The sequence below is a fragment of the Dietzia natronolimnaea genome, assembly GCF_002289575.1.
Lineage (GTDB): Bacteria > Actinomycetota > Actinomycetes > Mycobacteriales > Mycobacteriaceae > Dietzia > Dietzia natronolimnaea_A.
This window is the reverse complement of the sequence record NZ_NTGA01000004.1, coordinates 151513-175727: the sequence shown is the minus strand read 5'-3', so window position 1 is coordinate 175727 and position 24215 is coordinate 151513. Positions and strand designations below refer to the sequence as shown.

The 24215-nt window shown below is 68.8% G+C and carries 31 protein-coding genes, 1 tRNA gene and 1 pseudogene; 9 read left to right on the top strand and 24 right to left on the bottom strand.

Translation table 11 applies throughout. The annotated features are described in order from the left end of the window. Positions 1 to 14 precede the first annotated feature (14 nt). From CEY15_RS02385 to CEY15_RS02375, 3 genes are all read right to left on the bottom strand, one after another. Positions 15 to 1256 (bottom strand): alpha/beta hydrolase family protein, encoded by a 1242-nt coding sequence (locus tag CEY15_RS02385; RefSeq protein ID WP_176474997.1) that lies wholly within the window; start codon positions 1254 to 1256, stop codon positions 15 to 17. Further along, positions 1253 to 2524, bottom strand: a complete 1272-nt coding sequence (locus CEY15_RS02380; protein ID WP_176474992.1) for a lipase family protein — start codon at positions 2522 to 2524, stop codon at positions 1253 to 1255. The genes CEY15_RS02385 and CEY15_RS02380 overlap by 4 nt, the downstream gene beginning before the upstream one ends. 152 nt (positions 2525 to 2676) lie before the next feature. After that, positions 2677 to 3003, bottom strand: a complete 327-nt coding sequence (locus CEY15_RS02375; protein WP_245847141.1) for an ArsR/SmtB family transcription factor — start codon at positions 3001 to 3003, stop codon at positions 2677 to 2679. 16 nt (positions 3004 to 3019) lie between these two features. Here CEY15_RS02375 and CEY15_RS02370 point away from each other — a divergent pair, with 16 nt between their 5' ends. The 3 genes from CEY15_RS02370 to CEY15_RS02360 all read left to right on the top strand — a co-directional run bounded on the left by CEY15_RS02370 (position 3020) and on the right by CEY15_RS02360 (position 4212). Beyond that, the gene (locus CEY15_RS02370) at positions 3020 to 3484 is read left to right on the top strand and encodes an SRPBCC domain-containing protein (protein WP_095717121.1); all 465 of its coding nucleotides are present in this window, start codon (positions 3020 to 3022) and stop codon (positions 3482 to 3484) included. A gap of 171 nt (positions 3485 to 3655) precedes the next feature. Then, positions 3656 to 3922, top strand: a complete 267-nt coding sequence (locus CEY15_RS02365; protein ID WP_095717120.1) for a hypothetical protein — start codon at positions 3656 to 3658, stop codon at positions 3920 to 3922. 53 nt (positions 3923 to 3975) lie between these two features. Next, positions 3976 to 4212 (top strand): hypothetical protein, encoded by a 237-nt coding sequence (locus CEY15_RS02360; protein WP_095717119.1) that lies wholly within the window; start codon positions 3976 to 3978, stop codon positions 4210 to 4212. A gap of 319 nt (positions 4213 to 4531) precedes the next feature. Here CEY15_RS02360 and CEY15_RS02355 read toward each other — a convergent pair whose 3' ends face one another. From CEY15_RS02355 to CEY15_RS02295, 12 genes are all read right to left on the bottom strand, one after another. Further along, the gene (locus CEY15_RS02355; protein ID WP_176474991.1) at positions 4532 to 4984 is read right to left on the bottom strand and encodes a hypothetical protein; all 453 of its coding nucleotides are present in this window, start codon (positions 4982 to 4984) and stop codon (positions 4532 to 4534) included. A gap of 530 nt (positions 4985 to 5514) precedes the next feature. Further along, complete coding sequence (locus tag CEY15_RS02345; protein WP_095717116.1) at positions 5515 to 5715, bottom strand: hypothetical protein; 201 nt, start codon at positions 5713 to 5715, stop codon at positions 5515 to 5517. 274 nt (positions 5716 to 5989) lie between these two features. Beyond that, a complete protein-coding gene (locus tag CEY15_RS02340) occupies positions 5990 to 6427 on the bottom strand; it encodes a hypothetical protein (RefSeq protein ID WP_095717115.1) in 438 nt (145 codons plus the stop codon). Positions 6428 to 6435: 8 nt separating this feature from the next. Next, positions 6436 to 6816: a capsid cement protein gene (locus tag CEY15_RS02335; protein WP_095717114.1), complete on the bottom strand. Its 381-nt coding sequence runs from the start codon at positions 6814 to 6816 to the stop codon at positions 6436 to 6438. Positions 6817 to 6833: 17 nt separating this feature from the next. Next, positions 6834 to 7721, bottom strand: coding sequence for a major capsid protein (locus CEY15_RS02330; protein WP_095717113.1), 888 nt, complete (start codon positions 7719 to 7721; stop codon positions 6834 to 6836). Positions 7722 to 7729: 8 nt separating this feature from the next. Continuing rightward, positions 7730 to 8098: a hypothetical protein gene (locus CEY15_RS02325; protein WP_095717112.1), complete on the bottom strand. Its 369-nt coding sequence runs from the start codon at positions 8096 to 8098 to the stop codon at positions 7730 to 7732. A 79-nt stretch (positions 8099 to 8177) separates the two neighbouring features. Then, the gene (locus CEY15_RS02320) at positions 8178 to 8573 is read right to left on the bottom strand and encodes a helix-turn-helix domain-containing protein (RefSeq protein ID WP_095717111.1); all 396 of its coding nucleotides are present in this window, start codon (positions 8571 to 8573) and stop codon (positions 8178 to 8180) included. Then, a complete protein-coding gene (locus CEY15_RS02315) occupies positions 8570 to 8884 on the bottom strand; it encodes a hypothetical protein (protein WP_095717110.1) in 315 nt (104 codons plus the stop codon). Before CEY15_RS02315 ends, CEY15_RS02320 begins: the two co-directional genes overlap by 4 nt. Further along, entirely contained in the window at positions 8877 to 9029 is a 153-nt protein-coding gene (locus CEY15_RS18380; RefSeq protein WP_176474990.1) for a hypothetical protein, read from the bottom strand. The genes CEY15_RS02315 and CEY15_RS18380 overlap by 8 nt, the downstream gene beginning before the upstream one ends. Then, positions 9019 to 9198 carry a hypothetical protein gene (locus CEY15_RS02310; RefSeq protein WP_095717109.1) on the bottom strand — a complete coding sequence of 60 codons (180 nt, stop codon included), beginning with the start codon at positions 9196 to 9198 and terminating at the stop codon, positions 9019 to 9021. Before CEY15_RS02310 ends, CEY15_RS18380 begins: the two co-directional genes overlap by 11 nt. 241 nt (positions 9199 to 9439) lie before the next feature. After that, positions 9440 to 9646 (bottom strand): hypothetical protein, encoded by a 207-nt coding sequence (locus CEY15_RS02300; RefSeq protein WP_176474989.1) that lies wholly within the window; start codon positions 9644 to 9646, stop codon positions 9440 to 9442. Positions 9647 to 9687: 41 nt separating this feature from the next. Continuing rightward, positions 9688 to 10698, bottom strand: a complete 1011-nt coding sequence (locus CEY15_RS02295) for a DUF3631 domain-containing protein (protein WP_176474988.1) — start codon at positions 10696 to 10698, stop codon at positions 9688 to 9690. Positions 10699 to 11245: 547 nt separating this feature from the next. Here CEY15_RS02295 and istA point away from each other — a divergent pair. Both istA and istB read left to right on the top strand, forming a co-directional pair. Further along, a complete protein-coding gene (istA, locus tag CEY15_RS02290) occupies positions 11246 to 12826 on the top strand; it encodes an IS21 family transposase (protein ID WP_067718656.1) in 1581 nt (526 codons plus the stop codon). Further along, positions 12823 to 13631: pseudogene (gene istB, locus CEY15_RS02285) on the top strand (IS21-like element helper ATPase IstB). Before istA ends, istB begins: the two are co-directional and overlap by 4 nt. A gap of 99 nt (positions 13632 to 13730) precedes the next feature. On the opposite strand, the gene CEY15_RS02280 reads toward istB, so the two are convergent. The 5 genes from CEY15_RS02280 to CEY15_RS02260 form a co-directional block, all read right to left on the bottom strand. Further along, positions 13731 to 14306, bottom strand: a complete 576-nt coding sequence (locus CEY15_RS02280) for a hypothetical protein (RefSeq protein ID WP_095717105.1) — start codon at positions 14304 to 14306, stop codon at positions 13731 to 13733. After that, complete coding sequence (locus CEY15_RS02275) at positions 14303 to 14503, bottom strand: helix-turn-helix domain-containing protein (protein ID WP_095717104.1); 201 nt, start codon at positions 14501 to 14503, stop codon at positions 14303 to 14305. The genes CEY15_RS02280 and CEY15_RS02275 overlap by 4 nt, the downstream gene beginning before the upstream one ends. A gap of 100 nt (positions 14504 to 14603) precedes the next feature. Then, the gene (locus CEY15_RS02270) at positions 14604 to 15104 is read right to left on the bottom strand and encodes a hypothetical protein (RefSeq protein WP_095717103.1); all 501 of its coding nucleotides are present in this window, start codon (positions 15102 to 15104) and stop codon (positions 14604 to 14606) included. Further along, positions 15097 to 16281: a tyrosine-type recombinase/integrase gene (locus tag CEY15_RS02265; RefSeq protein ID WP_095717102.1), complete on the bottom strand. Its 1185-nt coding sequence runs from the start codon at positions 16279 to 16281 to the stop codon at positions 15097 to 15099. The genes CEY15_RS02270 and CEY15_RS02265 overlap by 8 nt, the downstream gene beginning before the upstream one ends. Positions 16282 to 16429: 148 nt before the next feature. Further along, positions 16430 to 16515, bottom strand: a tRNA-Ser gene (locus CEY15_RS02260). Positions 16516 to 16653: 138 nt separating this feature from the next. Between CEY15_RS02260 and CEY15_RS02255 the strand changes: the two genes are divergently transcribed. Then, a complete protein-coding gene (locus tag CEY15_RS02255) occupies positions 16654 to 17694 on the top strand; it encodes an NAD(P)H-quinone oxidoreductase (protein WP_095717101.1) in 1041 nt (346 codons plus the stop codon). A 110-nt stretch (positions 17695 to 17804) separates the two neighbouring features. Beyond that, positions 17805 to 18260: an SRPBCC family protein gene (locus CEY15_RS02250; protein ID WP_095717191.1), complete on the top strand. Its 456-nt coding sequence runs from the start codon at positions 17805 to 17807 to the stop codon at positions 18258 to 18260. A gap of 52 nt (positions 18261 to 18312) precedes the next feature. Here CEY15_RS02250 and CEY15_RS02245 read toward each other — a convergent pair whose 3' ends face one another. The 4 genes from CEY15_RS02245 to CEY15_RS02230 all read right to left on the bottom strand — a co-directional run bounded on the left by CEY15_RS02245 (position 18313) and on the right by CEY15_RS02230 (position 22399). Continuing rightward, positions 18313 to 18864 (bottom strand): PadR family transcriptional regulator, encoded by a 552-nt coding sequence (locus tag CEY15_RS02245; RefSeq protein WP_095717100.1) that lies wholly within the window; start codon positions 18862 to 18864, stop codon positions 18313 to 18315. Between the two features lie 4 nt (positions 18865 to 18868). Then, the gene (locus tag CEY15_RS02240) at positions 18869 to 19834 is read right to left on the bottom strand and encodes an NAD(P)H-dependent flavin oxidoreductase (RefSeq protein ID WP_095717099.1); all 966 of its coding nucleotides are present in this window, start codon (positions 19832 to 19834) and stop codon (positions 18869 to 18871) included. 119 nt (positions 19835 to 19953) lie between these two features. Next, positions 19954 to 21333 (bottom strand): polysaccharide pyruvyl transferase family protein, encoded by a 1380-nt coding sequence (locus CEY15_RS02235; RefSeq protein WP_095717098.1) that lies wholly within the window; start codon positions 21331 to 21333, stop codon positions 19954 to 19956. 49 nt (positions 21334 to 21382) lie between these two features. Further along, positions 21383 to 22399, bottom strand: a complete 1017-nt coding sequence (locus CEY15_RS02230; protein WP_095717097.1) for an NADP-dependent oxidoreductase — start codon at positions 22397 to 22399, stop codon at positions 21383 to 21385. A 66-nt stretch (positions 22400 to 22465) separates the two neighbouring features. Here CEY15_RS02230 and wzm point away from each other — a divergent pair, with 66 nt between their 5' ends. Both wzm and wzt read left to right on the top strand, forming a co-directional pair. Next, positions 22466 to 23353, top strand: a complete 888-nt coding sequence (gene wzm / locus CEY15_RS02225) for a galactan export ABC transporter permease subunit Wzm/RfbD (protein WP_095717096.1) — start codon at positions 22466 to 22468, stop codon at positions 23351 to 23353. 12 nt (positions 23354 to 23365) lie between these two features. After that, the gene (wzt, locus tag CEY15_RS02220; RefSeq protein ID WP_095717095.1) at positions 23366 to 24184 is read left to right on the top strand and encodes a galactan export ABC transporter ATP-binding subunit Wzt/RfbE; all 819 of its coding nucleotides are present in this window, start codon (positions 23366 to 23368) and stop codon (positions 24182 to 24184) included. Positions 24185 to 24215: the final 31 nt, after the last annotated feature.

The window sequence follows — 24215 nt, the reverse complement described above, 5'->3', positions numbered from 1 at the left end:
ACGCGGTCTGGCGGTCAGGCCAGGACCGAGTCGAGCCAGCCGAACATCCGCGCGTCGGTGAGTTGTCTGGCCAGTGGCTGACAGTGGAAGTTGGCGCCCTCGGCGGCGGTGAACCGCGCCAGTTCGGTGGGGCCGCCCGCGCCGGCGGCGAGCCGCTCGGACTGGCCGGGCCAGAACTGTTCGTCCTCCGGATCGGTCACCAGCAGCGGGGTGGTGATGTCGGCCATCTCGTCCGCCGTGAGCGCGTATTCGTGCACCTGCGCGAGGGTGTCGAAGTACCCGGTCCTGCCGTACGGGCGCGCACGGAACGCCCACGTCCGCGCGGTCGAGGACGAGAACCTCATCCCCAGGGACATGTCGCGGTCGAACGCCTCCTTCTTGCCGGAGCGGAACAACGACATCAGGCTGGAGGGGATGTGCGCGGTCCACGACGCCGCCACGTCCACCACCCCGGGGTCCGCGACCGCGGCGGCGAAGCGGTGTTCGTACGCCAGCGCCCGCGGCACCCAGTAGCCGCCCTGGCTGAGCCCGTAGACCGCCAGCCTCCCGGGGTCCACGTCGGAGCGGCCCAGGAGGAGGTCGACGACGGGGGTGAGGACCGACTCCCAGTCCGGGCGGAAGCCGATCCCCCGCTCGAACAGCATCGACTGCTGCCCCGGTCCGTCGAATAGCAGCACGTTGTACCCACGCGCGAGTGCACCGGCCGCGCCGTTGTGCGAGAGCCCGCTGGTCGCACCGTCGCTTCCGTTGACCATCACCAGCGTCCGACGGGGTCCCGGGTCGGTGGACGGCCGGAGGAACCACCCGGGCATCGAGTCCTGCTCCCAGGGGATCGTCACGCGCTCGACGATCCGGTCGGTGGTGTCGACGAAGCGCTCCCAACTCGATCGCTGCAGGCGGAAGGTGGACGTCAGCTGGTCCTCGGACTGCAGGCCGCTCGCCGCGTTCACCGCGACCGCGAGGTAGGTGGCCGCGCGCAGGTAGGCCGCCGACGCGGTCACCGTCCGCCCTGCCGCCGCCTCCCGGTCCGCCGCGGCGTGGACCCTGCTCCCGAGGTCGTGCCAGGCCCGGAACCAGTGGTCGTGATCGCCGTCCCCGACGTCGTCGACGGTCGCCAGGATCTCGCCGGCCTCGGCGGCGCCGTAGGCGACGGCGCCGAGAAGACACCGCACCTCGTAGTCGAAGTCGGGGTCCTTGTAGAAGCCCTTGCTCAGTGCGCGGTGAGGCCGGGCGGAGAAGAAGGTCGACGTGGTCAGGACCCCTGACAGTTGGAGGTGGGGGCGAGGCCGGCGAACCGGTCGGTGAGGAACTGGGCTGTCTGCGCCTGGAAGGGCACGAAGGCCTCGGAGTGACCGAGGCGGTCGTACTGCGCGTAGGTGACGGCGACGCCGCGGGTGCAGTACTCGTGCGCCAGGCCGGCGACGTCCGCGGTCACCATGACCGAGTCTCCGATCCCGTCGAGGTTGCCCACGGCGAGCAGCATCGGGACCCGCGGCGTGCCCGTCGTTCCCATCACGTTGTCCCCGATCGCGCTGACCACGGCGGGGATGTCCAACAGGGAGGTGTACGGGAGGCGGACCATCTGGGCGTCGGTCAGCCCGGGATAGTCGGCGGCGAAGGCGTTGATGCACTGCGAGCTGACGGTCTCGACGAGCTGACGGCCGTAGTCGGACAGGAAGCTGTCGGTGTCGATCCCATACGCTCGCTGATAGGCCACGACGAGCGCGGGGATGACCCCGGCCCATGTGGCGCTCCCGCTCACATACGGGAGGTTGTGTGCGATGTTGACGGGGAGCCCGCCGGCGGCCGCGCCGACGATGTTGAGTTCCGGGGCGTAGCTCGGCGCCACCTCGGCACCCCACTGGGTGGGCACGGACCCGCCGGAGTATCCGGCCAGCCCCACCGGCGTCGACGCCGGCAGTCCCACGTGGTCGATGGTGGCGCGGACACCGTCCAGGGCGGCGTAGCCGGACTGGCGCCCGATCGTCCACTCGAGGTCCGGTCCCTCGTAGTCGGGAACGACGACGGTGTAGCCGGCCGCGAGATACCCGCCGATGACGCCCTGCTCCGCGATCGCGGCCCGACCCGGGGCACCGTTCCCGGTCAGGGTGTAGGAGGGGTCGCATTCGGAGCCCAATGCGTCGTAGGCCATGTGGTAGGAGATCAGCCTCGGGGGCCCCGGGACCAGGGGCCTGAGGATCGTCGCGACGGTGGCGCTCGGGCCGCCCGCCTGGTCGGTCGTCCGGTAGAGCACCTGGGTGCTGGTGAGCGGTGTGGCGAGTTCGAGCGAACCGTAGGTCATGGTCCTGCTCTTGATCACCGTCCCCGGCGCGAGATCTGCGATCGGCCCGTCGGGGGTGTAGAACGGGTCGGCGGAGGGCAGGGGCACGGGTGGCAGGGCGGCGGACTGGGCCGCCGACGATCCCGTCCCGGCCCCGAGGCCCGCGCAGAACACCAGCAGGATCGCGAGGGTGCACGCGACACCCCGGCGCGTCTGACGGATGGCGGTACTGGTCCCGGTCATGGCGCACTCCCGGCGTCTCGTCGCGCTCAACGGATGGTGCGGTGGGGACCGGGTCGCCGATCGACAGCGGTGGACGGACCCGCACGCTCACTAGATGCTGTCGCAGATCATCCCAGCAGCACACGCGGTTTGTAAACAGGTCGTTATGCGCCCTATCCGTCGAGTTCGTCGAGCAACTCGACCGCCGCGCGGGCGTACTCGCCGATCCACCGGTCGTGGATCCGCTTGATCGGCAGCGGCGCGAGCGACAGGTGGCGCTCGCGGCCGACCCTGCGCCCCGTCACCAGGTCGGCCCGCTCGAGCACGCGCAGGTGCTGCAGCACCGTCGTGCGGTCACTCTCGGGAAAGAGGGCACAGAGCTCGCCGGTCGAGCGCGGCGAATCCTTGAGGGCGTCCAGCATGCGCCGCCGGATCGGGGCGGCGAGCGCCTTGAACACGGCGTCGTCGTCACCCTGACCCTTGCGCTCTCCGGCAGACATGTTGTAAATATACAACATGTCTGGAGAGCTGAGAGAACTGACCTTCACCGTCTCGGGTCGCGTGGGGCGGCCCGTCGACGCCGTCTACGAGGCCGTGGCCGACCCCGCGCAACTGTCCCGCTACTTCACCACCGGGGGCGCCCGTGGCCGGCTCGAGCCGGGCGCGGAGGTCTCGTGGGAGTTCGCCGACTTCCCCGGGCGATTCCCGGTGACGGTGGTCGAGGCCGATCCACCCCGGCGACTGGTCATCAGATGGGATGGCGCCGAGGCCATGGACCCCGAGACCACCACGGTCTTCGAGTTCGAACCGATCGACGACGGCGCGCGCACTCTGGTCACGATCACCGAGCGGGCCTGGCGCGTGACGCCCGGCGGCGCGGAGAACGCCTTCGGCAACTGCGAAGGGTGGACGATGATGCTCACCGCACTCAAGGCGTGGGTCGAGCACGGCATCAATCTGCGTGAGGGCTTCTACTCCTGAGCCCACCCAGGGGCGGAAGTAGAGGGATTCCCGCCCGAGTTGCTTAATGCCTGGTCAGAGGCGGAAACAATCCGTCCATCTCCAGACGTGTCTCATACATGTCCAATGGGGATAAGTGTGGCCCCGTAGCGCTGGAACGCTCGGGGCCTCGACCAGGACGGAAACGACGTCATGGCCTCCAGCCAGCATCCCACAATCCCGCCCGTCAACGGCGACTTCATCACCCACTTCCGGCGTGTCATCACCGCCGGAACTCAGAGCATCACCGTCGAGGTCGCCACGTTCATCGACGACGGCGTCGAGCAGCCACCGACCCTGTACGTGTCCGGTGACATCGACCTCAACCTTGACCAGCTCTCAGACCTCAACGAGGCACTGTTCCGAGCGCAGTACGCGCAGCAGTCGGCCCGCCGCGCACAGCTCGAGGCACAGCGATGAGGGCCCCCGGCCAGCGACCCACCTGGTGCCAAGCACCAGAGCCCGAAGAAGCCATGACCGAGAAAGCCACCGGCGCGCAGATCGTCACCTGGGCTAGGTACTTCGCACCCAAAGGCGTCACCTGGGACGTCGGCCTCTTCGCAGAGGACCGACTGAGCCTCGACGGCCTCGACGCCGGCCCCACCTTCATCCGAGTATTCGACCCTGAATGCGACCTCACGCCCGCTGAGGCTGAGCAGTTCGCGCTCGCGATCATCGACGCCGTCAAGACAGCCCAGCAGCGGCCCTGAGCGCGGTTCCCCTTCACCCGGCCCAAGATGGTCGGGCGGGGCGGGATCGGCGCTCAGCGTGCCGTCTGTACGGGCGTTTCAGGGACGTTCGCCCATCCACTCAACGTCTTCCGGTGTGCTCACTCACGAACCGGCGTGGGCGCTCCCTGCATGGTGTCCGGCCGGACATGCCAGGGGGTCACGATCAGACTCGACCTCTCGCAGGCGGGTCTACTCGTCGTGGGCAGATGGTCTATGCCGACATGGTGACCGGGCAAACACTGGGGAAGGGGATCAGCACCAGCACCCCGTAGGGGTTCCTCGCCTTAGCGGTGAGGCTTCAGCTCCAGCTGCGATACAGCTTGTGGGTCGACCGGGACACCTCAAGAACGTCTCGGTAGTCGTCGCGAGCAGGCGTGACCCCAACCTCGATGCAGTTCTCGACGAAGTCCTCAAACGTCTGCCGGCCACCGATCCAGTGACGCCTCATCCCCGGGGGCGTATGGATGTGAGGCCTACCCTCGGTGCTGCGGCCATCCGGATGCCAGTCGAAGCGGAACTGATCCTCGCCGTCGAGAGCTAGCGAATACTCGTAGGCGCGTGTCGACACCCGATATCGGCCATCGTGCTTCTCTGGTTCGCACTCGACTACCTCGACTACCTGACGCGCGACGATCCCCACCGCGGTCCCGTCCGCCGTGGTTAGTTGCAGGTTGGCTCTGTTGAGCTCCCAGTACAGGTGCGCGCCCAGCTTGCGCTCCCCGTGCAGCACGATGAACGCTGCAGGGCTCAAGCAGTTTGCTGCAAGCCTGAGCGGCTCCAAGTAGTTTTCGCACGCCTCATGCGCAGTACGTCCCGGCATTCGTGAGTCAGCTGCGGACCATCGGCAGCGCCATAGCTACTGCGCGGAGACCGGGAACTGCGTCCCAATCGGCGCCGTCGAACTCGCCCGCGTCCCACAGGGCGAGGAAGTCGTCCGTTGACATCCGCATATGGTTCCGGCACAGCTCGTCGAATCGGACTCGAGACTCATCCGCGGTGGCGAAACTAACGTGCGCTTCCATGTGGATCGGAGCGGCCATCGTTGAATCCCCTTTCACTCGTCCTGTAGTAACTATGTCACTTTGTACCCCTGCTGTACGACAGGATGCCCCCGATAGATGCTTCTGGCCTGGTCACCGATCCGCGGCGACCAGACCTAGCCCACGGCGAGCCACCCCTCTCGGCGAGACAGAAGACGAGGAATGTTCAGGCCGGCGGGGGTCCTGACCCCACCCGCCGGCAGTCAGGCGTCTCTCTCCCCGAGCTGAAAAGTTCCGGCGGCTACTTGCCACGCATGATCTTGCGAGCCAGTTTCCGGGCATCAGTTGTGCTCATCGGCTTGCCGAACACCTTCTTCGTCGCCCGCTTCACGGCGTCCACGACCGCGGACTCGTTGCTGCCATCAACCTTGGCCAGCTCGGCGTTCAGTGCCTTCTCGAGGTCCTTCTCGTCGAAGCCACTCCACTCCAGTTTTACGCTCATGGACCGATCGTCACCCACCGCCGGCCGGAGTGTTGCGCTTCAGCCGAACCCGACCCACAACTTTCAGACCTGTGTAAAAAAGCGCCTGACTCCGGAGCGGGGGGGTCAGGCCCCTACCGGCCTCGACATTTTGGGGCGGCTCTTGTTGTGGGAGAGCCCCGCACGGGGTGACGAGGCTCGTGCGGGGCTCTGTGGTGGCGGGCGGGTTCGCTGGTCCCGTGTGCCCGCCGGCCCGTGTGCGCGTCAGGAAGGCCGCGCCACGGGGGTCTGTGGGTTAGCGGACCCAGCGAGGGGTATCGCCGGTGTCCTCGTCGAGGGCGTCGGAGCCGCCGCGGCCGATCTCGCTGCGTGGGATGAGGTCGGCAGGAAGGCGGGAGAGGGTGACTTCGGTGTCGTCGGGGTCGACGAGCATCCGCTGTACCCACCGGGCGCGGCTTGCTGCGGTGATCTTGTTCGCGTCCATTGCGGCGGCGACGACTGTTTCGGCCCGGTCGTGGCGCTGCCGGTCTCTCCACTTGAGTCCGTCTGCGGCGAGGGTCTGAAGCTCGGTGAGGGTGGAGGCTTCGACGGTGGTGAGGTCGGGGTCTGTTTCGGCGGGTTCGCGGCCGGCGAGGATCGCGGCGACGAGGTCGTCGGCGGCCGGGTCGGTGGTGTCGAGTCCGAGTGCGGCGGCCAGTGTGGCGACCTGATCGTCGGTGAGTTCGATAGTCACAGGTACTCCTAGATGAGGGAGACGGGCACGTCGGTGCCGTTGGTGGCGGTGTCCACGGCGTAGCCGACGACCAGACCGTCGGTGTGCGTGACCGCTCGGCCGTTGGTGCCGACCTGGACGTCGTCGCCTGCGGTGATCGCCCCGCCGGCGGTGACGGTGATGATGCGGCCGGATCCGCGGGCGATTCCGACGAGGTCGTCGGCTGCGGCGTCGTACTTGATGACGCCGGCGGCGCGGGCCCCGGTGGCGGCGGTGGCGATGGTGATGAGGTTGTCGACTCGGGGGCCGGTCACGGCGGCGAAGGTCTTACCGGTGACGGCGGCGTCGGCGCGGCAGGTGATGTCCGAGCCGTCGTTGTAGAGGTCTCGGGCGGGATTGTTGTATGTCATGGTTGTGTCCTTTCGGGTCAGGCGGCGAGGCCGGTGAGCTTGCGGACCGAGCGCGGCGACGTAACACCCATGACGGGCATTGCGTACGACTGCACCCAGGTCTGGCGGTGCTCTCGGTCGTCCCACGTTTCGCTGGTCAGGGGCATCTCGTAGTCGACGAATCCGACGGTGCCGGGGTCGACGACGTAGGCGGTGCCGGCGGGCACCTGCGTGGTCGAGGCGAGTGTCATCCCGGCGGCGTCCATGACGGCCTTGAGGCGTTCCCCGTAGGCGGTGGCCAGGGCGGCACGCTGGCGCGGATGCACCAGCAACATGCTGTAGGTGATGCCGAGTTCGTCCTCGTCGGCGGCGAGCTGCGCGGCGGCCAGGTCGGCGGTCGGGCGCTCGGATGCCGGGGTCGGGGTGGCGCCGTCGAGGGCCAGGTCGGTCCACGGGTGGCCGGCGATCTCTCCACCGTCGTCGAGGGTGCCGAGGGCGGCCTCGAGGGTTTCGATTGCGCGGGAGTTGAGCTTGCGGGTGATCGTGTTCGCCAGGCGGGTGACCGCGTTGTCGAAGTCGATCGAATTGTTGCGGCGGCGGGCCTCGTCGGTGACGGGGAACTTCCCGCCGAAGTCCTGCACTCGGGCGAGCTGCGCGTCGGGCTTCTCGGAGAAGATGACGGGGTATTCATCGCCCGGCTTGCGGTCGGCGACACCCTCGACAAAGAGATGCTTCTCGGTGGTCTGGGAGTAGATGACGGCGCCGCCGGTGACGGGCTGACCGACCGTGCCGAACACCTTGTCCACGAGGACCGTGTCGAAGGTCAGGTCAGCGAGCCGTTCGGTGATGACGGTGGGGTGATTCAGGGCCTCGTCGACGGTGATGAGGTTCCCGTTGAGGTCGGTATGACCCGGGTACAGGGGCATGGTTTCTCCTATCGTGAAACCCAGCCGGACGGCCGGGTCGGGTTGTTGCGGGCGAGGGATGCGGCGACGGCCAGACCTCGTAGGGAGGTCATGCCGCCGACTGCGGGCTGTTCGGCACCGAGTAGCGCCAAGCCGATGAGGCGGAAGCGGTGCGGGCCGTCCCTGAACACGCCCTCGATGGAGCGGTCGGGGTATTCGACGGGTAGCCGCCGGGCCAGGGCGGCGGGGATGGACTCGAGGTCCCCGATGAGGGTGCGGCCGGCGTTGGCCAGTCGAAGGTTGGTGACGAATCCGATGGCGGGTGATCCGGGCGCCGGGGTGACGTGACCGAGCTTGAGGCGGGGTAGCCGGTAGTCGTGGGCGTGCTGCGCGGCCACCGCGGCGGCCAGGTCAGCAGGGGTGAACGTGGCCGGCCCTGTTGAGGCCGGACACGTCCCCGCTTTCAGCAGTTCGACGTCATGCAGCGTGACCGTTCCGTTGGTGTTCTTGCTGGCGTGCGGCGCGGGCCTCGACTTCGTCGCGGGCGACGAGCAAGACACTCCCGTGACGGCGGCCGGTGAGCCTGCCACGCGCGACAAGGCTGCGGACGTTGCGCGGGCTGCATCCGAGTAGCTGCGCGGCGGTCGCCGTGGTGATCTGCTCATAGTCGATACCGTCGTCCGCGGCCTCTGAGGCGGGTTCCGTTGTGCCTGCGGCGGCACCGAGGTCCACGGCCAGGCGCCGCACGTCGGCGGGGAGGCGGCCACCCTGGCGGCGGACGATCTTCTCGCACGCCGACAGGGCGACCACCAGGCGCCGCGCCTGCGGCGGGGTGAGGACGAGGTCGCCCCCGGGCAGGCGCACCACGGTCATTCGTCGGCCTCGATCGCCAGGGCTTGCAACATGAACCGCAGTTCAGCGGCGATCGCTTTCGGGTCGATGTCGAACGGTCCCGCCCCGAGGGTCTGCGCGGTCGCCATCGCGACGGCCAGTGCGGCCCGGGCAACGTCTTGCACCGCCACCGTCGGCATCCTCTGACTCAGCATGTCGTCGGTGGCCAGCTGTAGGTCCGAGGGCCCATTGCCGGGGGTCGAGACGAGATTGCCGTTGGACATCAGCGTCACGTTCGGGTTGTGGCCGTCCAGCCCTGCGATGACCACGGCGAGTGCCTGACGATCAAACATTGCGGATACCTCGCTTCAGCTCGATCCACGCGGCCTGACGGTCTCGTGCCAGCCGCAGGTCCTCGACGGTCGCCTCGTCGAGGGTGGTGTCGCACCAACGCTGAAGCGCCAGGTCGACGAGGTGGTCACGTAGTTCACGCTGCATCGGCCGGCCCACCCTTCTCGGCGGCGTCGACCAGGGCATCGGCCAGGGCGTGCGCCTCGTCCGCGGTCATCTCGAAACGGAGCGATCCGAGCTCGATCTGAACATCGTGAGTGAAATGGTCGGGGTAGGCGCGGACTACTGGGGTCACGCGGGCTCGCTGAAGCTTCATGGGGTGTCCTTAGCGATCGGGGGCACGATTCCGGCCCACACGTGGTGTTGGAGGTGATTCTTCGGGGTCTGATCTGCGAGCGTTTGGCAGGCGCTGAAGGCGGTACACCGCTGACATTGGGTGGCGGCCCACCGGAGCCGCTCGAGACGGTCGACTGCGGTCTCCCCATCGAGGGCGTCGGTTTCCCAGTCGGTCCAGCGGCCCACGCACCGGGCGGCGGCGAACAGGTCAGGGTCGGGGATCACTGGGCGTCTCCGTTCGCATGGTTCTCGATGTCGTCCATGCCGGCCGCGGCGAGCTGGTCGGCGTACGCGTTGATTGCTGCGTCTCGGAACAGTCCGAGTGAGCGTGTGGCGGCGTTGAGGTCGTCAACCGTCGCGGAGTGCAGGGGCACTCCGGCCCACTCGATGAGGGTGGCGTCGAGCGCGTCGAGGGATTCGGTGGACATGCGGCCGGTCACGAGCGGCGCGAGGGGGCGTAGGTCGGGCATCATGCCCCCCGCGCGAAGTCGTGGTCCACGTCCCGGCGCGAACAGACACCGGATGGGGAAGGCAACAACAGTGTTTGACCACAGACTCGGCATTTGCCCTGGTCAGCCACTTCATCCGGTTCAGCCGGTTTATCCGGTTCGGCCGGTTCAGCCGGTTCATCCGGTTTATCCGGTCCCCCCATCCCCAACCGGCGCAGAACCGGATCGAGGTCCGCGAACAGGTACCCGCGGGGCCCGTTCGTGTCCGGTCGGGAGGTGTGGACTCCGAACTTCCCGGCGATCATGCGGCCCATCGCTTGCGAGGTGAGCGGGCGTCCCAGCTTTGAGAACTCTCCCCACTCCTCGGGGTGCTCGTGCTTGAGCGCGTCGAGGAGGCGTGCGGTGGGGATGAACGCTTCCCCCTCAGGCCACACGTCGGCCAGGTGCTCTACAAGCAGCATGTGACGTTGTTTACGCATGAGACCGTCCTCGGCCTCGACCGCGAGACGATCAGCCTCGGCCGTGGCGAGAGTGTCAACGGCGGCCGGCCAACGACCCCCCGCCATATGTGCCACTCGCTTGAGAGGTAGCCACCGCTCACGCGCACGCCCCTTGATCCCCTCCGGTAGTGGTGGACGTACCCCACGCACCTCGTCACGGATCAAGTCGCACCACGCCTGGATTCGTTCAGCGAGATCCAGGGCGTCAGGCTCGATCATCTCCCAATCGCTCTCATCGGCCGTGCCGTCAAGGTCGGGCATGAGCAGCACCCGGGCGCACCTCGAGAGGGTGTCCTCTGGCAGGTTCGGAGAGTTCCCCGCCATCGCCACCGGGGCGTGCGTTGCCATCTCGTCGACGTCCCAGCCGCCGCCCTTAGTCGGGGTGAGGACCGGGCGTGACGCCCCGGCCCGGTAGCCACTGTTGAGAATCGCCAGCAGTTCCCCCACTCCCTCTTTCTTCGGGTCGAGGGATCGGTCGGCCTCATCGATCAGGATGGTGCGCGGCCCGTTGGCGAGGACCCGGGCGAGCAACGCGGGCGACGACAGTGATGCGGCTTGGATCGGGTGAGCGCACAACCGCGAGAGGTGATCGAGACAGGTCGTCTTACCGGATCCCGGCATCACTGAGTCGATGAGTAACCGCGGGGTGGTGTACAGCTCGACTACCAAGTGGGTGTGCACCGCCCACAGGGTGAGCAAATCGAGGTCGACGTCGGTGGTGGTGCGAATGAATCGGGCGAGCCACTGGCGGACGTCATCGAGTGGTGCCGGTTCGACCGTTGGGTATCCGGATAGACCGGATGAAGTGGCTGAACCGGCTGAACCGGATGAAGTCACGCCCTCGAATGGATCAGACGTCAGCATCGCCGGCCCCCTTACGGGCAGCGGACAGCCGATCGTGCAGACCGCGCAGCCGAGTTCCCCCGGTAACGATCAACTCCCACAACTCGTCTGAGTGTGCCAGTCTGAATTGGCCCCACTTGGAGGCGTAGTGCTGCTCTGAAATGGCCCCACCCTCGATCAACCAGACCCTAAGTTTCGTGTCGTCCGACCAAAGACGTTCACGAGAGGCAAGGGGTTGAAGGAGAGATCGAGAGTGGAGCAGTTCGAACGTATCCGACGAGACGCCCGAGACGAAGGCCTGTCCATCCGGGCCCTCGCCGAGAGGCACAAGGTGCACCGCCGCACGGTGCGCGCGGCGCTGGCCGATGCGGTGCCGCCACCACGTAAGACCCCGCAACGCACCGCGCCGGTACTGGGCCCGCATGAGGCGACGATCCGGCGCTGGTTGACCGAGGACCTCACAGCGCCTCGCAAGCAGCGTCATACCGCTCGCCGCGTGTGGCAGCGCCTGATGGAGGAGGAAGGAGTGGAGGTGGCCGAGTCGAGCGTGCGCAACCTGGTGGCCACACTCCGTGCCGAGATCAGCGGCCCGAGAGAGGTGATGGTGCCGCAGACCCACCCGCCGGCCGAGGAGGCCGAGGTCGACTTCGGCGAATTCACCGCCACGATTGCCGGGGTGGTGATGAAGATATTCATGTTCTGCATGCGCCTGTCGCACTCGGGCAAGGCGTTCCACTTCGCCTACGCCAACCAGGCCCAGGAATCGTTCTTCGACGGCCACGTCCGAGCGTTCGCCGCCTTCGGCGGGGTACCGGTGGGGATGATCCGCTACGACAACCTCAAACCCGCCGTGACCAGGGTCGCGCTCGGTCGGGACCGGTTCGAGCACCCCCGCTTCGTGGCGTTGCGCTCGCACTACGGATTCGATTCGTTCTACTGCATCCCTGGCAAGGACGGCGCCCACGAGAAAGGCGGCGTCGAGGGCGAGATCGGCCGGTTCCGGCGCCGGCACCTGACCCCGGTCCCGAAAGTGGACTCCCTGGCCGAGCTCAATGAGCTGATCGCCGCCGCCGATGCCCGCGATGATGCCCGGCGTATCGGGGCCCGGGCCGAGACCGTCGGCGCCGCCGCGGCCCGGGAACTGCCGCTGCTGCGGCCGCTACCGGCCGAGGTCTTCGATGTGGACGCCGTCCTGTCGTGCCGGGTCGATGCCAAAGCGCGAGTGTGCGTGCGCCAGTCCTACTACTCGGTGCCCGCACGTCACGTCGGGCGTCGTCTCGAGGTCCGCCTGGGCGCCACGCGCATCCTCGTGCTCGACCCGGCCGCCCACGGCAAGGTCATCGCGCAGCACACCCGCTCACTGCACAAGGGCACCGAAGACCTGGTCCTGGACCACTACCTGGAGGTGCTGGTGCGCAAGCCCGGCGCCCTGGCCGGGTCGACCGCCCTGGCCAGCGCTAAAGCGTCGGGGGCGTTCACCGCCAACCACCAGCGATTCTGGACCGCCGCCCGCAAAGCGTTGGGCGACGGCGCCGGCACCCGCGCCCTGATCGGGGTCCTGCTGCTGCATCGCACCATGAGCGCCTCGGCGGTGGCCGCCGGGATGGCCGCCGCTGTGGCCGACGAGGTGTTCGATGCCGATCTGGTCGCCGTGCACGCCCGCCGGGCCACCACCGGGCGGGCCGCCACCCCGCCGATCGCACTGCCGACCACGGCCGCTCCGGCGGCCGCCGATCAGAGGCCCGCCCCGTCGCTGGCCGGTTACGACCAACTCCTGACCTCAAGCGGGCGCCAGCTCGAGGAGGCCATCGCATGAGCAGTAGCAAGACCCCGCCGGCGATGACTGCGCTGACCGACGCGGCCGCCGAAGCCGCCATTGGTGCCGCAGCCAAGACCCTGTGCCTACCCACCATCCGTGACCAGGCGATACCCATGGCCGAGGCGGCCGCCAAGCAGCGTCTGACCCACAAGGCGTTCTTGGCCGAGATGCTGTCGGCCGAGTGCGACGAACGCGATGCCCGCCGACGGATGCGCAGGGTCAACGAGGCCAAGTTCCCGCGCACCAAACGGCTCGCCGACTTCGATCCCGCCCGCCTGCCCGACCTACCACCAGCAACGTTGGCGCACCTGGCCGGCGGGGCGTGGATCGACGCCGGAGAACCACTGGTCCTGCTCGGCGACTCCGGAACCGGCAAAACCCACCTGCTCATCGCCCTGGGTACCGCGGCAGCCGAGCAAGGACGCCGAGTCCGGTATATCACCACCGCGGCCCTGGTAAACGAGCTCGTCGAAGCCGCCGACGACAAGCAACTGTCCCGCGTGGTCGGCCGCTACGCCCGACTGGACCTGCTGTGCCTCGACGAGGTCGGCTACGTCCACCTCGACCCACGTGGGGCCGAACTCCTCTTCCAGATCATCACCGCGCGAGAGGAACGAGCCTCCATCGCCTGCGCCTCCAACGCTCCGTTCAGCGAATGGGGCACCACCTTCACCACCCCCGACTGGCCGCAGCCGTGGTCGACCGCCTGACCTACAACGCCCACATCATCCAGACCGGCACCGCCTCCTACCGACTGGCCACCACCGCGGCCCAACACCGAAAGGAACCCGCGACCACCTGACCGCCCGGGACGCCAACCACCGGCGCACCCACCCCCAACCCATCACGAGGGTGGGGCCAAATCAAAACAGCACAGCGGGGCCAAATGGGGTTGTCATTCTCACTCGTCCTCACTGGCGGTGGCGGACCACCCGACCGCACCTTGCCCATACGACTCAACAGCCCGCCGGAACCGGTCAGCGAGGATCTGGGCGGCGTAGTACGGGAGGGCCTCGGGGACCCCGCCGGCGTGCGTCGCCTGCATGAGCTCGTCCCGCACGAGCTGGGATGCATCCCCGGCCCTGATGACCTCGTCCATTACAGCCCGGGCGCCCGTGATGCCACGAGAAGCGAGGGCGGTTACGGCACCCCACACGGTCTTGTGCGGTTCGTCCAAGTCCTCGGGGTGCACGAGGGAGGCAGCAGCCTTGACGGCCTCGGGAGAGCCCCACAAGCCACCGGACAGCAGCAACCGGCACGAGTCGGGCGCGGGGCCAGCGGGCAGAAGCTGTGTGACTCCAGTGTTGCCCCGATACGCGATCGGTCGATGGCCCTGGGCTACCCACGCCGCATTGAACTTGTCGAGCTGGTCGGTGATCTTCGACCGGTGCGCGGGCGGGGTAGAATCGTCGGTAGCAGCAGTGATTTCCTGGGGGCCGGTCTCGTGGTGGGGGCCGGCCTTCTCGTCTGCGCTCACGCGGAAGCACCCCCGGCAGCGAGGGGGCGGGCCAGTGCGTCGATCTCGTCGAGATCAACGCGGATCATGCGCGGCCCGAACCTGAAGCCGGAAATTCGGCCGCTGGAGATCCATCGGCGGATGGTCACGGGGTTCACGCCGTATCGATCGGCGGCTTCAGAGATGGACGCTGGGCGTCCAATACGCGGTGTGGACATGGCAGGTCGGCCCTTTCGGGTTTCGACCGGATGCCAACTCGGATTCTCGCATGTCCACGCACGGCGCTGTAGTTGTACGCCTGAGATTACATGAGTGTAATTAGTCGGTCAATGGGAGTCTGACCCGGTTCCCCTGACGCGTTCGATCGCTCAAGTCGTGCGCGATTTGCCGTGCCGGGATCTTCGTCCGCGGCAGGTGGTGGCACTCGACCCGGGGGCTGACATCGGGAACATCCTCCTCCCACTGGCAGATCCGTGACGGCTGGTCGCGCACCGGATACCCGGTACGCATCCCCGCCTCGCGGATGGTGCCAACGAAGTCGCGCGTATCGGCAACCCGGTCCATAACCTCGCGGCTCGGAATCCACCAGGAGTAGTTTGGGGAGCTCCGCGTCGGCGGGCGAGCGACGATAAGACCGGCGTGCCAGGGAAGGCGGAACACGTGCAGGAGCTCGCACCCCCGTCGCCGACACTGGTACGTCAACAACGCCGACTTGCCCATGGTTCGCCCGCTCAGCCGGTCGTCGTATTCGTCGTGGATGCGGCGCAAGGTGGCGTGCAATTCCCGGATCTGGTCGGGGGTGAGCTCGTCGTCAGTCATCGTCTTTCCCTTCGGCAAGCTTGGACATGCGATCAGCGATCTCTGCATCCCGGCCGGCGGCGGTGTGCTGGTAGATCAGGGCGGTGGTCGGCGTGGAGTGCCCGAGGCGATCCATAAGCTCGCGCAGGGTGGCGCCGACGAGTGCAGCCTGGACGGCGCCGAAGTGACGGAGCATGTGCGGGGACACGTCCGGCCGTCCCGCGGCGGTCGCGGCGCGCTCGAATACCTTGCGGAACGATGTGGGGCGAATCTGCGCGCCGGTGACGTTGGTGAACAGCAGGGCGTCACGTGACGGCAGAGTCTCGAGGTGGTCGACCAGCAGGGCGGCGACGTGGGGCGGAACCGTAACGGTGCGTCGGCCGGCCTCCGACTTCGGGGGACCTATATGCGCGGTCTCGCCCGTGGTCCAGGACACGGCGCGGGCCACGGTGACGGTCGCGGCGACGGCATCCCCGGCCCGGACAACGCGCACGTCTTTCTTGCGCAGCTCGGTCACCTCCCCTAGACGTAGGGCGCAGCCGGCCATGAGTTCGGCCATGAGTCGGTACCGCTCGGGCAGGGCGGCGACCAGGGCGGTGTACTCGTCGGTCGTCAACAGCGGCTTACGGGCGGGCTTCGGCTTGCGGCCGGCCTTCGGCGAGCGACACGGCGAGACGGGGAGCAGCTCGTCCTCTACAGCGTCGGCGCAAACGGACGAGAACAGCCGGTACGCCTGCGAGTTGCGGCTCTTCGTGTCGGGGAAGTCGGTAGCCATTGAGTCGACCCACGCGGCGACGGTGGCCGGGGTGACCGCTCCAAGCCCGATGTGACCGACGTAAGGGGTAATGCGCGTCTTGACCAGACTTCGGTACACGGCGGCGGATCCGGGGCGCAGCGGGTCGGGCTGTTTGCGGGTGCGGCGGTCGATCACCGTCTCGCAGTAGTTGGCGACGGTGACAGTGAGGGCCTGGGCGCGGGCCTGTCGTTCGTCCGGCGGGGTCCAGGTGTCGAGATCTATGAGCCGGCGCTCGGTGGCGAGCCAGCCCTCGGCGTCGATCTTGGCCTCGAATGTGCGGGGCGCGTTGTGGAGATCCCCGTCGGGCCCGGTGTAGCGGGCTCGCCACCGTCCCGAGGGCAGCTGGGCAAGGCGGCCGAAGCTTCGGCGTGGTCGTCGTGTCTGTGACCCCTTGGCAGCCATGCGGCCCCCTGTGCGTGTCTTAAAAGTGGCTGACACAGGTCATCTCGTGACCCCTTGTGTCAATCCGTGTCTTTAGGCTACCATGAGCCTAGCCAGGGAGAACAGCAAGAATTGCCAGGTCAGGAACAACCTTCGGTTTCCGGTTTTGCGGAAGTGGAGGGATTTGAACCCCCGGTGCTGTTGAGGCACGCTCGCTTTCAAGGCGAGTGCATTCGGCCGCTCTGCCACACTTCCCTGTCGTCACTCGCGACACGCTCGAGTGCGTGGTTCCACGTGGAACACGCGGAGACGACGGTGCTCATCGTAGTTGACCCCGCCCGCCCGCACCCAGCCCGGCTGCCGACCGGGGCCATCGCGGCTACGGTCGAGGGCATGAAGGCCATCGAGTATCGCAACGGTCCCGATTCCCTCCGTCTGACGGAGGTCGACGATCCGATCCCCGGTCCCGGCGAGGTGCTCGTCGACGTGGCGGCCACGGCCGTCAACCGCGCCGACCTGCTGCAGTCCAAGGGGCACTACCCGCCCCCGCCCGGTGCGTCGGAGATCCTCGGCCTCGAGTGCTCGGGGCGGATCTCCGCCGTGGGCGAGGGCGTCGAGGGCCTGGCCGTCGGCGACGAGGTGTGCGCCCTCCTGGCCGGCGGCGGGTACGCCGAGAAGGTGGCCGTGCCCGCCGGACAGGTCATGCCCGTTCCGGTCGGGGTGTCGTTGCACGAGGCCGCGTCCCTGCCCGAGGTGGCCTGCACGGTGTGGTCCAACCTCGTCATGACGGGCGGGCTCGGCCGCGGCGTCCTGACGCCCAACGCCCGCTGGGGCGACTCGGAGCTCGGGGCCCCGCGGGTGCTGATCCACGGTGGGGCGGGTGGCATCGGCTCCCACGCGATCCAGGTCTGCCGCGCGCTCGGCGCCCGCGTGGCCACCACCGCCGGAGGTCCCGAGAAGGTCCGGAAGTGTCGCGAGCTCGGCGCCGACCTGGCGATCGACTACCGCGAGGACGAGTTCCCCGACCGGGTCAGGGAGTGGACCGCCGACGACGAGAGAGGCCGTGGCGTCGACCTGATCCTCGACGTGATGGGCGCGAAGTACCTCGAACCCAACATCGCCTCACTCGCCCCGGACGGCCGACTGATCGTGATCGGCATGCAGGGCGGGGTGAAGGGCGAGCTGAACCTGGGAGCCCTGCTCCCGCGCCGCGCCGGTGTGCTGGCCACCAACCTCCGGGCCCGCCCGGTGGACGGTCCCGGCGGCAAGACCGGCATCTGCCGGGAGGTGGTGGACCACGTCTGGCCGATGATCGCGGCGGGAGACGTGACCACCCGCGTCTCGCGTGAGATCCCGCTGGAGCGGGCAGCGGAGGCGCTGGGCCTGCTCGAGTCGGGCGAGAGCCACGGCAAGATCCTGCTGACCGTCGACTGATCACTGACCGTCGAGTGATCCCTGACCGTCGAGTGACCGAGGAGGAACTGACGATGGCCGCCACCGCAGACGCCGACGACCCCGGTGCCGAGCACGGTCCAGCCACCTTCATGACCGCGAGTCGCACGATCCCGGCGTCCGCGTCGGAGGTCTTCGCGCTGCTGGCCGATCCGACCCGCCACAAGGACACCGAACCCGGGGACTGGGTACGCGACGCGGTCACGACGGAGGCCATCAGCGGGGTCGGGGACGTCTTCGCGATCACCATGTACAGGGAGGCCGGGGGCGGTGACTACGTCATACACAACGTGGTCACGGCATTCGAACCGGACCGCACGATCGAATGGGAGCCCGGCCGGACCGACGAGGCCGGTCACCTCTCCACCGGCGGGTGGAGTTGGCGGTACGACCTGGCCCCGGCGGGCGCGTCCACCGAGGTCACCCTCCGGTACGACTGGACCCGCACACGGGAGGGGTTCGCCGCCGAGATCGGCGGGATGCCGCCGTTCGGACGCGATTTCCTCGAGGCGTCACTGGCCTCGCTCGAGGCGGCGTTGGCGAACTGAGCCCGGGTGATGCGCTAGTGGGACGAGCCGGCGCGGTGAGCGGGTACGACGGTCAGCCCGCCGGGAGGCGGTCCAGCATCTCGAGCACCTCGTCGCACCAGCTCACCCACGCCTGCTCCACCTGGATGCCCAGCGTGAGCACCCGGTGCTGGAGGAGGTCGCGGGCGTCCCCCGGGTCGGGCCGGGCGAAGTCCCTGTCCTCGATCTCGCGGTAGCGGCGGAGGTTGGCGGCCCGCTGGTCGCGGTGGTGCGTCAGCGCCTCCCGGACCTCGTGGACCGCCCCCGTCGCGGCCGCGGCACGCACCCGCACCGCCATGGTGGACCGCATCGGGTCGGGCTCGTCCGGCTCGCGGATCCACTCGGTGAGCAGCCTCCGGCCGTCCTCGGTGACCTCGAAGCGGCGCGGGTTACCCCGCGAGGGGGCGCCCTCGAGCGGGAGCTCCCGGATCAGTCCGGACTCCCCCAGTCGATCCAGCTCCCGGTAGATCTGCTGGTGGGTCGCCGGCCAGAAGTACCCGATGGACTTGTCGAACCTCCGCGCCAGCTCGATCCCGCTCCCCGCCCGCTCGGTGAGGGAGGTGAGGATCGCGAACTTCAGCGACACGGTGTCAGCGCGCTGCCAGAGCGGACGCCGCCTGCTCGTACTCCGCGCGGAGCCGCTCGACCAGGTCGCGGACCGAACCCGTCGAGGTGACCGCGCCGACGCCCTGGCCCGCACCCCAGATGTCGCGCCACGCCTTGGAGTCCGCGCCCCCACCGGAGCCGAAGTCCATCGCCGTGGGATCCGAGACGGGCAGGTCGTCGGGGTTCAGCCCCGCCGCCTCGATGCTGCCCCGGAGGTAGTTCCCGTGGATCCCCGTGAACAGGTTGCTGTAGACGATGTCGGAGGCGGAGCTCTCGACGATCATCTGCTTGTACTCCGCGGCCGCGCGGGACTCCTCGGTCGCGAGGAACGCCGACCCCACGTAGGCCAGGTCGGCGCCGGCGGCCTGCGCGGCGAGGATCGACCGGCCGTGCGCGATCGCCCCGGACAGCAGAAGCGGGCCGTCGAACCACTCGCGGATCTCCTGGATCAGGGCGAACGGCGACTGCGTCCCGGCGTGTCCACCGGCGCCGGCGGCCACCGCCACGAGCCCGTCGGCGCCCTTCTCGATGGCCTTGCGGGCGAACCTGTCGTTGATCACGTCGTGCAGCACGATCCCGCCGTAGGAGTGGACGGCGTCGTTGACCTCGGTACGGGCACCGAGGGAGGTGATGACGATCGGCACCTCGTGCTCGACGACGGTCGCCAGGTCCTGCTCGAGCCGGTCGTTGGACCGGTGGACGATCTGGTTGACGGCGAACGGGGCCACGTAGCGGTCCGGGTTCGCCGCGGCGAAGGCCGCGTTGCTCTCGGTGACCTGGTCCAGCCACTCCCCCAGGACCGACTGCGGTCGCGCGTTGAGCGCCGGGAACGAGCCGATCACGCCGGCCTGGCACTGCGCGGCCACCAGCTCGGGGCCGGAGTAGATGAACATCGGCGAGGCGACCACCGGCACGGTGAGCGGGCCGGCGAGGACGGAGGGAAGGGCCATGAGCAGTCCTTTCGGGACCGGGATGAGGTCGGCTTTCCCCGACCGTACGGCCGCCCTCGGTTTTATGCAACTAGTTGCACAAAGATCCGGACGCGTGGCGGTGAAGCGTCCCGATCACCTCATCGCTCGCCGACCGGGTAGATCTCCTCGGCCACCCGCTCCGCCGCCGACACGAACGCGGCGACCGTCGCGGGAGCGAAGCCGCCCGAGTCCGGAATCGCGGGGATCCCCGTCGACCCGGCCGCGCCGGGGTCCTGGGCACCCGCGGCCCCCGCCCCCGGCGACTCCCCGGCTCTCACCGACCACCACGGTGACCCGGCGGCCAGCAGCGACCCGTGCTTGACGTCGTAGAAATCCGATCCCGTCCGCAGGGCCACACCCGAGGCCCCGCGGGCCGCAGCGAAGAGATGGGGGTGGAAGCGGCTGGTCAGCCAGACCTGCCCGGGCCGGGCGGGCAGTCCCGTGGACCACAGTTCCTGGAACGGCACGAAGCGCGCGCGGGGCAGCTGCAGGGCCGCCAGGGCGCGACCCACCTCGTCGTCGTCACCACCGGCGCCGGACGCGGACTCGGCGCGGTCACACACCATGTCCCACACCACCCGGTCCCCACCGGGGATCGACTCGACCACGGTGATCCGCTCCCCCGGCACCGCCCACGCGGCGAGGACCCGCCCGAGGGTGTCGGCGAGCACCTCCGGCTCGACCAGGTCGGACTGGGCACACACCACCAGATCGCGGCAGGTGTGCGGATCGGGGGAGTAGACGGGGTGGTCACCGGCCTCCACTCCCCCCGCGCAGGACAGCGCCAGCCACCCGTCGTCGGCCACGTGGCGGACGGGCACCCCCGTGCCCTCGAGGAGCCCGGAGGAGGCCGCGTCGCGGACGGTGACCAGGTGGTGGTCCCGCAGCGCCTCCGCCAACACCCCGGGGTCCCCGCACGGCACGAACCCCTGGCCCGTGGCCACCACGTGCGCCCCGCTCAGCCGGCCCGCCTCTCCCGCCGCCGCGACCACGCCGAGGTGGTGCGGCCACAGGTCGTTGACGTACCCGCCGCCGATCAGGTGCACGACCGACGCGCTGCGCAGCAGGTCGATGCCCGACGCGAGCGCGGGTCGCACCCCGAGGTCGCCCACGGCGGAGCGACAGAACCCGATGGCCTCCACCGCGCCCGTGTGTTCCCCTGCCAGGCGCCACAGCGTGTCGGTGAACAGGACGTCCGGGTGCTCGCCGTGATGGAGGACCGCCGCCTGCCCCGGGGTGTGGCAGTCCACCACCACGGGGGTGCCGGGCAGCCGGTGACGGAGGTACCGCAGCCACCCCGCCAGCAGTTGCTCGTCGCCGTGGTTGGGGTGGCCGGCCGGGGCGATGAGGTAGACGGGACGGTGGACCTCCCGGGGTCGACCCCAGCGCGCGTCCGCGGCCGCCCTCGTGGCATCGAGCCGACGGCGGGCCCGTCGTCGCAGGCGGGAGGCGGGCGCGGCTCGAGGAGTCGACGTCATGGGTCCACCCTGCCCCACGGTGGGGTCGCGCCCGGGCCGACCCCGCTGATCAGATCTTGACCAGCATCTTCCCCACGTTCGCCCCGCGCATGAGGTCGAGGAACGCGTCGACGGAGTTGTCGATGTCCTCGACCACGGTCTCGTCGAAGACGACCTCGCCCGAGGCCACCCACGGCCCGACCTTCTCCGCGAACTCCTTGAACAGGTGCATGTACTTGTTCACGGTGAAGCCCTGCAGGGTGAGCCCGCGGGTGATGGCGTGCCACATGTTGTCCGGGCCGGGCGAGCGCTCGGTGGCGTTGTAGGAGCTGATCGCGCCGCACAGGGCCAGGCGACCGTCGTCGTTCATCAGGTCCAGCGCGGCCTCGAGGTGGTCGCCGCCGACGTTGTCGAAGTAGACGTCGATGCCCTCGCCGTTCTCGCGACCGAAGTGCTCGCGCAGCAGCGTGCGGACCGGTCCGTCCTTGTAATTGATCGCGGAGTCGAATCCGTAGCTCGAGGTGGCCTTGTCGACCTTCTCCGCACTCCCGGCCGAGCCGACGACCTTCGAGGCGCCCATGAGCCGGGCGATCTGCCCGACGGCCGACCCGACGGAACCGGCCGCGCCGGAGACGAAGACGGACTCGCCCTTCTGGAACCGCCCGATGTGCAGGAGCCCCACGTAGGCCGTGAGGCCCGTGGTCCCGAGGATCCCCAGGTACGCCGAGACGGGAACGCCCTCGATCTCCTGCACCACCCGGAACTGCCGGCCGTCGCCCTGGGCGACGTCCCGCCAGCCGAGGTCGTGCATCACGACCGCGCCGACCGGGTGGGCGTCGGAGCGGGACTCCACGACACGCCCGACGGCGCCGCCGGTCATCGTCTCGTTCAGCTCGAACGGCGGGATGTAGGAGCGGCCCTCGTTCATCCGGCCGCGCATGTAGGGGTCGACGGAGAGGTACTCGTTGGCCACGCGCACCTCGCCCTCGGCGATCGCGGGGAGGTCGACGACGACGGTGCGGAAGTCGTCATGGGTCGGCCAGCCGCGGGGGCGGCTGACGAGCTGGATCTGGGTACTGGTCGTCATCACTCATGTGTACGCGCCCTGTCTGCGGGGCTGCCACCGGCCACACCTCTAGTAGGCTTCGCCTTCGTGCAGGACCAGCCCACTCCCGACCCCGCTTCGGCGACGCTCCCCGACGAGCGCGTCCGCAGTGAGATCGTCAGCGACTCCCACACCTTCCGCCGGGCCGTGGCCGACCTCCGCCAGGGGCTGGGCCAGCGTGAGCTCTGGCTCTCGCTGGGCTGGCAGGACATCAAGCAGCGCTACCGCCGCTCCACACTGGGGCCGCTGTGGATCACCATCGCCACCGGCGTCATGGCCACGGCGTTGGGGCTGCTGTACTCGATCCTCTTCCAGATCCCGTTGGCGGAGTTCCTCCCGCACGTCACCGTGGGCCTGATCCTCTGGGGCTTCATCTCCGGCTGCATCAAGGAGGGCTCGGAGGTCTTCATCTCCAACGAGGGCCTGATCAAGCAGTTGCCCAGCGCGCTCAGCGTCCACGTCTACCGGCTGGTGTGGCGGCAGTTCCTGTTCCTGTGCCACAACCTGGTGATCTGGGTCGTGCTGATGCTCATCTACCCGCGGCCGCTGGGATGGGACCTGCTGCTGGCCGTGTTGGGCCTGGCGGTGCTCATGGTCAACGGCGTCTGGGTGGCGATGCTGTTCGGCATCCTGGCCACCCGCTTCCGCGACATCGCGCCCCTGCTGGACTCCATGGTTCAGCTGCTGTTCTACATGACCCCCATCGTGTGGACCACGCAGACGCTGTACGAGCAGGGCGGGGAGATCGCCAACCGCGCCCGCATCGCCGAGCTCAACCCGCTCTACCACTACCTGGAGATCGTCCGCGCCCCCATGCTGGGCCAGCCCGTCGCCGCGTACCACTGGTGGATCGTCCTGGCCTGCACGGCCGTGGGGCTCATCCTCGCCTTTGTCGCACTGCGCCGGTTCCGCTCCCGAGTCCCGTACTGGGTGTAGGAGGTATATCCCATGAGCCCCGCCACACCCACCCCCGGCGGCGTGTCCATCGACTGTGTGGACGCGTGCGTGGACTTCCCGATCTTCGACGCCAAATCGCGCTCCCTCAAGAAGGCGGTCCTCGGCTCCGCCGGAGGCGCGATCGGCCGGAACTCGTCCAACGTCGTCGTCGTCGAGGCCCTGAAGGACATCACCCTCTCCCTCCGCGAGGGGGACCGCATCGGGCTGGTCGGGCACAACGGTGCCGGCAAGTCCACGCTGCTGCGGTTGCTGTCCGGAATCTACGAGCCCACCCGCGGCGCCGCCCGGATCAGGGGTCGTGTGGCGCCGGTGTTCGACCTGGGTGTGGGTATGGACCCGGAGATCACCGGGTACGAGAACATCATCATCCGTGGCCTGTTCCTGGGCCAGACCCGCAAACAGATGAAGGCCAAGATCGAGGAGATCGCGGACTTCACCGAGCTCGGCGATTACCTGGACATGCCGCTGCGCACCTACTCGACCGGCATGCGCGTCCGGTTGGCGATGGGCGTGGTGACCTCGATCGACCCCGAGATCCTGCTGCTCGACGAGGGCATCGGAGCCGTGGACGCGGAGTTCATGAAGAAGGCGCGGGTCAAGCTGGCCGACCTGGTGTCCCGGTCCGGGATGCTGGTGTTCGCCTCCCACTCCAACGAGTTCCTGGCCCAATTGTGCGACTCGGCGATGTGGATCGACCACGGTCGCATCCGGCAGCGCGGGAGCATCGAGGAGATCGTCACCGCCTACGAGGGCCCCGAGGCCGGGCGGTCGATCGCCGCGTACATGGAGAGGATGACGCGTGAGGGCTGAGGGGTCCGGCGCGGCCGGCGGGGCCGCGGAG

Bases quoted from the DNA above. Each gene is read 5' to 3' on its own strand.
- CEY15_RS02380 (WP_176474992.1), bottom strand. From the start codon at position 2,524: ATGACCGGGACCAGTACCGCCATCCGTCAGACGCGCCGGGGTGTCGCG.
- CEY15_RS02375 (WP_245847141.1), bottom strand. From the start codon at position 3,003: ATGTCTGCCGGAGAGCGCAAGGGTCAGGGTGACGACGACGCCGTGTTC.
- CEY15_RS02370 (WP_095717121.1), top strand. From the start codon at position 3,020: ATGTCTGGAGAGCTGAGAGAACTGACCTTCACCGTCTCGGGTCGCGTG.
- CEY15_RS02365 (WP_095717120.1), top strand. From the start codon at position 3,656: ATGGCCTCCAGCCAGCATCCCACAATCCCGCCCGTCAACGGCGACTTC.
- CEY15_RS02360 (WP_095717119.1), top strand. From the start codon at position 3,976: ATGACCGAGAAAGCCACCGGCGCGCAGATCGTCACCTGGGCTAGGTAC.
- CEY15_RS02345 (WP_095717116.1), bottom strand. From the start codon at position 5,715: ATGAGCGTAAAACTGGAGTGGAGTGGCTTCGACGAGAAGGACCTCGAG.
- CEY15_RS02335 (WP_095717114.1), bottom strand. From the start codon at position 6,816: ATGACATACAACAATCCCGCCCGAGACCTCTACAACGACGGCTCGGAC.
- CEY15_RS02330 (WP_095717113.1), bottom strand. From the start codon at position 7,721: ATGCCCCTGTACCCGGGTCATACCGACCTCAACGGGAACCTCATCACC.
- CEY15_RS02320 (WP_095717111.1), bottom strand. From the start codon at position 8,573: ATGACCGTGGTGCGCCTGCCCGGGGGCGACCTCGTCCTCACCCCGCCG.
- CEY15_RS02315 (WP_095717110.1), bottom strand. From the start codon at position 8,884: ATGTTTGATCGTCAGGCACTCGCCGTGGTCATCGCAGGGCTGGACGGC.
- CEY15_RS18380 (WP_176474990.1), bottom strand. From the start codon at position 9,029: ATGCAGCGTGAACTACGTGACCACCTCGTCGACCTGGCGCTTCAGCGT.
- CEY15_RS02310 (WP_095717109.1), bottom strand. From the start codon at position 9,198: ATGAAGCTTCAGCGAGCCCGCGTGACCCCAGTAGTCCGCGCCTACCCC.
- CEY15_RS02300 (WP_176474989.1), bottom strand. From the start codon at position 9,646: ATGTCCACCGAATCCCTCGACGCGCTCGACGCCACCCTCATCGAGTGG.
- CEY15_RS02275 (WP_095717104.1), bottom strand. From the start codon at position 14,503: ATGTCCACACCGCGTATTGGACGCCCAGCGTCCATCTCTGAAGCCGCC.
- CEY15_RS02270 (WP_095717103.1), bottom strand. From the start codon at position 15,104: ATGACTGACGACGAGCTCACCCCCGACCAGATCCGGGAATTGCACGCC.
- CEY15_RS02265 (WP_095717102.1), bottom strand. From the start codon at position 16,281: ATGGCTGCCAAGGGGTCACAGACACGACGACCACGCCGAAGCTTCGGC.
- CEY15_RS02255 (WP_095717101.1), top strand. From the start codon at position 16,654: ATGAAGGCCATCGAGTATCGCAACGGTCCCGATTCCCTCCGTCTGACG.
- CEY15_RS02250 (WP_095717191.1), top strand. From the start codon at position 17,805: ATGACCGCGAGTCGCACGATCCCGGCGTCCGCGTCGGAGGTCTTCGCG.
- CEY15_RS02240 (WP_095717099.1), bottom strand. From the start codon at position 19,834: ATGGCCCTTCCCTCCGTCCTCGCCGGCCCGCTCACCGTGCCGGTGGTC.
- CEY15_RS02235 (WP_095717098.1), bottom strand. From the start codon at position 21,333: ATGACGTCGACTCCTCGAGCCGCGCCCGCCTCCCGCCTGCGACGACGG.
- CEY15_RS02230 (WP_095717097.1), bottom strand. From the start codon at position 22,399: ATGACGACCAGTACCCAGATCCAGCTCGTCAGCCGCCCCCGCGGCTGG.
- wzt (WP_095717095.1), top strand. From the start codon at position 23,366: ATGAGCCCCGCCACACCCACCCCCGGCGGCGTGTCCATCGACTGTGTG.